General features: G+C 28.9%; 6 protein-coding genes and 1 pseudogene. 6 read left to right on the top strand and 1 reads right to left on the bottom strand.

Annotated elements, in window-relative coordinates; all coding sequences use genetic code 11:
• Nucleotides 1-215: 215 nt before the first annotated feature.
• From hacA to A9758_RS01460, 6 genes are all read left to right on the top strand, one after another.
• Nucleotides 216-1,472 carry a homoaconitase large subunit gene (gene hacA / locus A9758_RS01485; RefSeq protein WP_011407055.1) on the top strand — a complete coding sequence of 419 codons (1,257 nt, stop codon included), beginning with the start codon at nt 216-218 and terminating at the stop codon, nt 1,470-1,472.
• A gap of 18 nt (nt 1,473-1,490) precedes the next feature.
• Entirely contained in the window at nt 1,491-1,994 is a 504-nt protein-coding gene (locus A9758_RS01480) for a 3-isopropylmalate dehydratase small subunit (RefSeq protein WP_011407054.1), read from the top strand.
• A gap of 13 nt (nt 1,995-2,007) precedes the next feature.
• Nucleotides 2,008-2,982 (top strand): isocitrate/isopropylmalate family dehydrogenase, encoded by a 975-nt coding sequence (locus A9758_RS01475; protein WP_011407053.1) that lies wholly within the window; start codon nt 2,008-2,010, stop codon nt 2,980-2,982.
• 323 nt (nt 2,983-3,305) lie between these two features.
• Nucleotides 3,306-3,710, top strand: coding sequence for a 6,7-dimethyl-8-ribityllumazine synthase (gene ribH / locus A9758_RS01470; protein WP_011407052.1), 405 nt, complete (start codon nt 3,306-3,308; stop codon nt 3,708-3,710).
• Nucleotides 3,711-3,777: 67 nt separating this feature from the next.
• Nucleotides 3,778-4,725, top strand: a complete 948-nt coding sequence (mmp11, locus tag A9758_RS01465) for a methanogenesis marker protein 11 (protein WP_011407051.1) — start codon at nt 3,778-3,780, stop codon at nt 4,723-4,725.
• 175 nt (nt 4,726-4,900) lie between these two features.
• Nucleotides 4,901-6,721 (top strand): glycosyltransferase, encoded by a 1,821-nt coding sequence (locus A9758_RS01460; RefSeq protein ID WP_011407050.1) that lies wholly within the window; start codon nt 4,901-4,903, stop codon nt 6,719-6,721.
• Nucleotides 6,722-6,793: 72 nt separating this feature from the next.
• Here A9758_RS01460 and A9758_RS01455 read toward each other — a convergent pair.
• A pseudogene (locus tag A9758_RS01455) lies at nt 6,794-7,179 on the bottom strand (ISNCY family transposase); the annotation flags it as partial.

Here is a 7,179-nt window from a genome sequence, read left to right as displayed (position 1 = left end):
ATACATTATTATGTAATAATAATTTATAAATTTGTAATACTTATACTTTTCTAGTAAAGAATTAATTACAAAATAAATAATAAGTTAGTTTATCAAAAATATATATAATGTGAAATTTTATTTTTCAATAATTCTATTGAATTATGATTCACTTAAATCATTATACTAAAAAAATCATTAAAAATATTTACACTTAAATAGGGGGTAACAAATCAATGTCAATGACAATATCTGAAAAAATATTAGCAAAATCATCTGGCAATGAAAAAGTAGAAGCTGGAGAAATAGTCATGGCAGATATTGATACTGCTATGGTACATGACCTTACAGGTCCATTAACATTACAAGCACTAGAAAAAATTAATACTAATAAAGTATGGGATCCTGATAAAATAGTAATTCCTTTTGATCATCAGGTACCTGCAGATACTTTAGATGCTGCAAAAAATCATCAAATATTAAGAAAATTTGTAAAAGAACAGGGAATAAAAAACTTTTATGATGTATATGAAGGTGTTTGTCACCAAGTATTACCAGAAAAAGGACATGTACTTCCAGGAACAATAGTAGTTGGTAGTGACTCACATACATGTACACATGGAGCATTAGGAGCTTTTGGAACAGGAATTGGATCAACTGATATGGCTATGGTATTTGCAACAGGACAATTATGGTTTAAAGTACCAGAAACATTACAATTTAATGTAACAGGTGATTTAAAAGAAAATGTTACAAGTAAAGATGTAATATTAAATATCATAGGACAAATAGGGCAAGATGGTGCAAGATATAAAGCATGTGAATATACTGGAGAAACAGTACAAAATATGGATATGTCTGATCGTATGGTATTAAGTAATATGGCAATAGAATGTGGTGGAAAAACTGGAATTGTACCAGCAGATAAAATAACTGATGAATATCTTAAAAACAGAACCACAAAACAATATACAAAATTCACAACAGATAAAGATGCAGCAAGCTTAGAAGTTATGGATATTGATGTTTCAGATTTAGAACCACAAGTTGCATGTCCAAATTATGTGGATAATGTAAAACCAGCAAGTGAAGTTGAAGATGTGGAAATAGATCAAGTATTTATAGGTTCATGTACGAATGGTAGACTTAAAGATTTAGAACAAGCAGCACGTGTTCTTAAAGGAAATAAAATCAATCCAGGAGTAAGAACATTAGTAATACCAGCATCACGTACAATTTATAAACAAGCATTAGATGAAGGTTTAATGGATATATTTGTAGATGCAGGAGCATTAATTTGTAATCCATGTTGTGGACCATGTCTTGGTGGACATGTGGGTGTGATTGGAGATGGAGAAGTAAGTTTATCAACATCTAATCGTAACTTCAAAGGAAGACAAGGAAGTCCTGAAGGAAAAGTATATCTTAGTTCACCAATAGTAGCAGCAGAAAGTGCAATTACTGGACATATAACAGCACCAGAAAAAAAATAATTCGAAGGAGACGATAAAATGGATAAAATTATTGAAGGTCGAGTTTTAAAACTTGGTGATGACATAGACACAGATAGTATACTTCCAGGAAGATATTTAACATTAAGTAAACCAGAAGATCTTGGAAAACATGTAATGGAAGGATATGATTTACATTATAAAGATAAAATTCAAGAAGGTGATGTTATAGTAGCAGGTTCTAACTTTGGATGTGGATCTTCTCGTGAACATGCACCTATAGCATTAAAAGCTTCAGGAATTAAGGCAGTAGTTGCAAAATCATTTGCTAGAATATTCTATAGAAATGCAATAAACATTGGATTAACATTAGTAGAGGCACATGAAGGTCCTGATGAAATAGAAGAAGAAGATACAGTAAAAATAGATCTTGAAAATGGAACACTTACTAATAAAACAAAAAATCAAGAATATGCAACAACAAGTCTTCCAGAATTCATGTTTGAAATACTTGAAAATGATGGATTAATAAAATACTTAAATAAAACAAGATTTAATGAATAGGAGTATAATATTTATGTATAATATAGCAGTAATACCTGGAGATGGAATTGGTCCTGAAGTAGTAGAAGCAGCAATAACAATACTTGATAAATTACCAATAGATTTTAATTATACTTATGCTAACGCAGGAGATAAATGTAAAGAAGATACAGGTGTGGCTCTTCCTGATGAAACATTAGAAATAGCAAAAAAAGCAGATGCAGTATTGTTTGGAGCTGCGGGAGAAACAGCAGCAGATGTAATTGTAAGACTTAGAAGAGAACTCAACACATTTGTAAATTTAAGACCTGTAAAATCATTACAACCAGATAAATATGGTGATATAGACTTCATGATTGTAAGAGAAAATACTGAAGATTTATATATAGGTGATGAAGAATTAACAGAAGAAGGTGCAATTGCACGTAAAAAAATAACAAAATTTGCATCTGAAAGAATAGCAGAATACGCTTTTAAATATGCTGAAGATACAGGTCGTAAGAAAGTTACAGCTGTACATAAAGCAAATGTACTTAAATTATCTGATGGTTTATTCAAAGAATCATTCTATAAAATGGCAGAAAATCATCCAGATATTAAAACAAATGATTTCTATGTTGATGCAACAGCAATGTATCTTATTACAAATCCACTTGACTTTGAAGTAATAGTGACAACAAATCTCTATGGTGATATTTTATCAGATGAAGGTGCAGGACTTGTTGGTGGTTTAGGAATGATACCTTCTGCAAATATTGGGGATAATTCTGGATTATTTGAACCAGTACATGGTTCAGCACCAGATATTGCTGGTCAAGGAATAGCAGATCCAGTAGCAACAATATTGTCTGCATGCATGATGTTAGATTATTTGGGTGAATCTGAATATGCAAGAAAAATAGAAGATGTTATGATTGATGTTATTCGTCAAGGTGATAATGTAACTCCTGATTTAGGTGGAGATGCATCAACACAAGAAATGGCTGAATATATAGCAAGTAAATTATAAAATATGAGGAAGGGTTTCTTTCTTTTCTTTTTTAAATTGAATTTTTTCTAGTTATAACTAATATTTAATAGGATTCTTATATTAAGAAGTAGGTATTATTAAATAAAAATTTAATATATGAAAATAAACAGAAAAATTAACAATAATTAAAACATTATAAGACATTAATAACGGAGATTAAATCTATGGAAACAGCAAAATTAATAGCATTATTTATTATATTCATTATGGTAGTAAGTTCAGTATCAGCATTTGTATTATACTTAGTATAAATCTAGAAAAAGTAATATAATATATAAAATACATAAAAGGAGAAAATTTTAATGATTAAAATAGGAGCAGTAGTAGCAGAATTTAATTTTGATATAACAAGTATGATGTTAGAATTAGCTAAAGAGCATGCTAAATTTTTAGATGCAGAAATTACAGAGGTATTCCCAGTACCTGGCGTATATGATATGCCTATTGCAATAAAAAAATTATTAGATGAAGGAAAAGTTGATGCAGTTATTACTTTAGGTGCTGTAATTGAAGGAGATACTCAACATGATGAGATTGTAGTACAACACGCAGCAAGAAAAATAACTGATTTATCATTAGAATATAATAAACCAGTAACTCTTGGAATTTCAGGACCAGGAATGACTAGACTTGAAGCACATAAAAGAGTAGAGTATGGTAAACGTGCAGTGGAAGCTGCAGTAAAATTAGTGAAAAGATTAAACTAATTGGTTTATGTCTTCTTTTTTTACATTCTTTTTTTTAAAACTAATAACAAAAGGGAACTATGAGAATATGGAAATTTTAACACCTGATGAATTAAAAGAAAAATATACTGATGCATGGATAACACCTTATCATGAAATTTTAACGGTAACTGATAATAATGAGGATAAAATAGAATTAATTGAATATCATCCATGTCCTGTAGGATCTGACTGGATGATTACACAATATCAAAGAACAAGTCCGTTAATATTAGAAGCTAAACGTGATGGAAACAAACACACATATCTTGTTAAAAAAGGAAAAACAACTTTGGATTTAAAACCAAGTTTTTGTGCAGCAGGAATAGAAGAAGCTATAATTGGTGATGATGAAATTAAGATAATCCACGCTGGTTTAGCAGGGGCTGGTGTTGGAGCAGCATTTTGTCGAGGTAAAGCAGCAGGTGTAAAACGAGTTGAAATATTTGAGAAGGGTGGTGGTTCTAAAGTAGGTAAAGCTGCAGTTGTAACACCAAAACTTAGAAAAGTAATTATTGGTATTGATGATACGGATATTCCTACTGAAGGCGCTACATGGACACTTGCTAATAATATTGCAACTGAGATACAAGATGAAAAGGGTTATAAGTATTTAGAACATATTACTTGTCAATTATATCCGAATAATCCAAATAAAACTAAGAATTGCGTATCTATAATATTAGTATTTGCAGTAAAAGATGAGGATAAGGAAGATTTAATAAACAGTATTAAATCTAAGTTAAAAAAAGATACATTGTCTGAAAATACAGCATTTGTTGTGTATGATAAGTTAGATATTCCTCAAGAAGTTAAAAATTATGGAATTGAGGCTAAAAAATCTATGAAATCATTTGAAGAAGCAGAAAAAATAGCTAAAAGAAATAATATTCATATTGAATATGTCACTGGAAAAGCAGGACTTATTGGTGCTTTAGCAGCAATTGGTTTGTATAATAGTCCAGAAGAATATGCAAAAGTTTATTCTGATGAATAAATTTTTTTTATATTAACCTCCTTCATATTATTTAATTTTGATTTTATTTTAATATTTATTTATTATTCAGTTTTTTACATAAAAAAATCATTTATATTATAATTAATAAAATGTATTAATAATTAACAAATGTTAAATAATAATTTTTAACATATATAAAGGGAAATGAGATTACATGTTACAAGTTATACCAATTATATTGATAATTATAGTGTCTTTACTATATTTTGGAGATAAATCTTCTAAAGTAAATGATACTGTATCTGTTGTAATACCTGCATTTAATGAGGAAAAATCAATAAAACATGTAATTGACACAGTAAAACAAGTAAAGAGTATAACAGAAATCATAGTTGTAGATGATGGGTCTACAGATAAAACATATGATATAGTCTCCAAAGAAGATGTTGTACTTATAAAGCATAAGATAAATAAGGGTAAAGGCTCTGCTATGAAAACAGGCCTTAAAAAAGTAACAAATAATATAATTTTATTTTTAGACGCTGATTTATCAGAAATTAATAAAAAACAAGTCGAATCAATAATTCGGCCGATTATTAAAGGGAATGCAGACATAACAAAAACTAAATTTAAAAGAGAAGCAGGACGTGTAACTGAATTAACAGCAAAACCTTTACTTCAATTTTTCTTTCCAGAATTAAGTTTTGAACAACCATTAAGTGGACAGTTTGCAGCAACAAAAAATTTCTTAGATACAATTGATCTTGAAAAGGATTATGGTGTTGATATTGGTATAGTGTTAGATGCGGATGCCCGTGGAATGAGAATACATGAAGTGGATATTGGAAATATTGTTCATGAAATGTCATCATTAAAAGAATTAAATTTAATGGCTAATGAGGTTGTAAGAACAATAGTTGATCGTGCGATTAATTATGGTAGATTGACTATGGTCGATGATTTAGGTAGTTCAATAAGGATGGAAATCATGGGATTATCACTAATAACCTTGGGAATATTTGGATTATTCTTTATTAGATTCATGACTACATGGATGTCTTCATTTATTATAATAATTGGATTAATTATTTCTATACTTTATATTATAAAAATAATTAAGATGTCCTTAAGAATATATGGACAAAGTAAAGTGTCTAAGAAACAAATATTTAAGTCATTTATTCACATGCATTTTCCAATAGTTATTTCTATAATAATTCTATTACTATTAACAGTTTCGTTAGTAGGATCTGTAACTATATCTTCAAATCAAATATCTATAGAACCTGCAAGTAAGAATCTAATAATATCAACATCACCTGAACCTCATAAAGGGGTAGATGTTAGAGGACCATATACAATAGAGAATGCTTTGGAAAATGAAGAACAGCTCATACGTCTCCCAACTTCAGCATTGAGTACTCTTCAATCACAATATGGGGACAATATATATATTAATCATGAAAAGTATCAGCTTGAACAGTCGCTTGAGGGTGAAAATGATTTAATACGTATGCCTGAGTTAGCTAGAAGTAATTTAGAAGTTAATCCGGGGGATGTGATTAGGGATTCAGATTTTAAAACTAAATTCGAGAATACTCAACAAGTAAAAAATATTAAAGTAGATGAAAATACACTAGATAAAAATCTAAATAATACAACTATAAATGTTGATATAAATCATACAAATGCTAGTGTTGGAACAGAAATTAAATCACAGCAACTGCCCGAAAAAATATTAACTGTATATGTAAATGATACAGAAATCGGAAAAGTATTAGCTTCAGTAACAAATACTTCCTATTCTATATATCTAAATGAAGGTTATTCTGATACAATAGATTTAAATTCAAATACACATGGTGTAATATACAATCAAACATATAAAAATTCGACAATTGAAGTTGTTTTAGAAGATAGTGGGGCAAATACAACTACTGAATTTGCAAATGATGATTCATATGTGAAGTTTTTAAATATTAATATAGATAATGTAACTATAAATAATACAACAACTACAACTCAAAAAGATTAGATTCTTATCTTTTCTTATTTATTTTACTATTTTTAGTGGCTTTCCAGTTGTAGGGTCTTGATTTTTGAATATTTATTTTTCTTTTGTGTTTTTAAATTTTTTCATCATTTTGGTTGTTAGTGTTGTTAGTATGCCGTTAATGGTTCTTTTTTTTGTTTTTCTTTGATTTTGGTAAAGAGTTTCTGTAGTGTTGTTCTACTGCGTTGTTTGTTCTTGGTATTTCGGAGTATAAGAGGTGTATTATTATTTTGTTTATGTTGTTTTCTATTGTGGTGTTTAGTATTTTTTTTAATTGGTTTTAATAGTTGGTTTTCTATGTCTTTTAGTTCATTTAGTATTTTGTATGTATCATAAAGACTTAGTTCTCTGTATATTTGGAATATTTGTGATGTTTGGTTTGCTATTGTCATTTTGTCTAATGTTGATAGTGTTTTTGATCTTAAGTATTCTTTGTTTCT

The sequence above is a fragment of the Methanosphaera sp. A6 genome (assembly GCF_001729395.1).
Lineage (GTDB): Archaea > Methanobacteriota > Methanobacteria > Methanobacteriales > Methanobacteriaceae > Methanosphaera > Methanosphaera stadtmanae.
The sequence above is the reverse complement of the archived record's forward strand: the minus strand, read 5'-3'. Positions and strand labels throughout refer to the sequence as shown.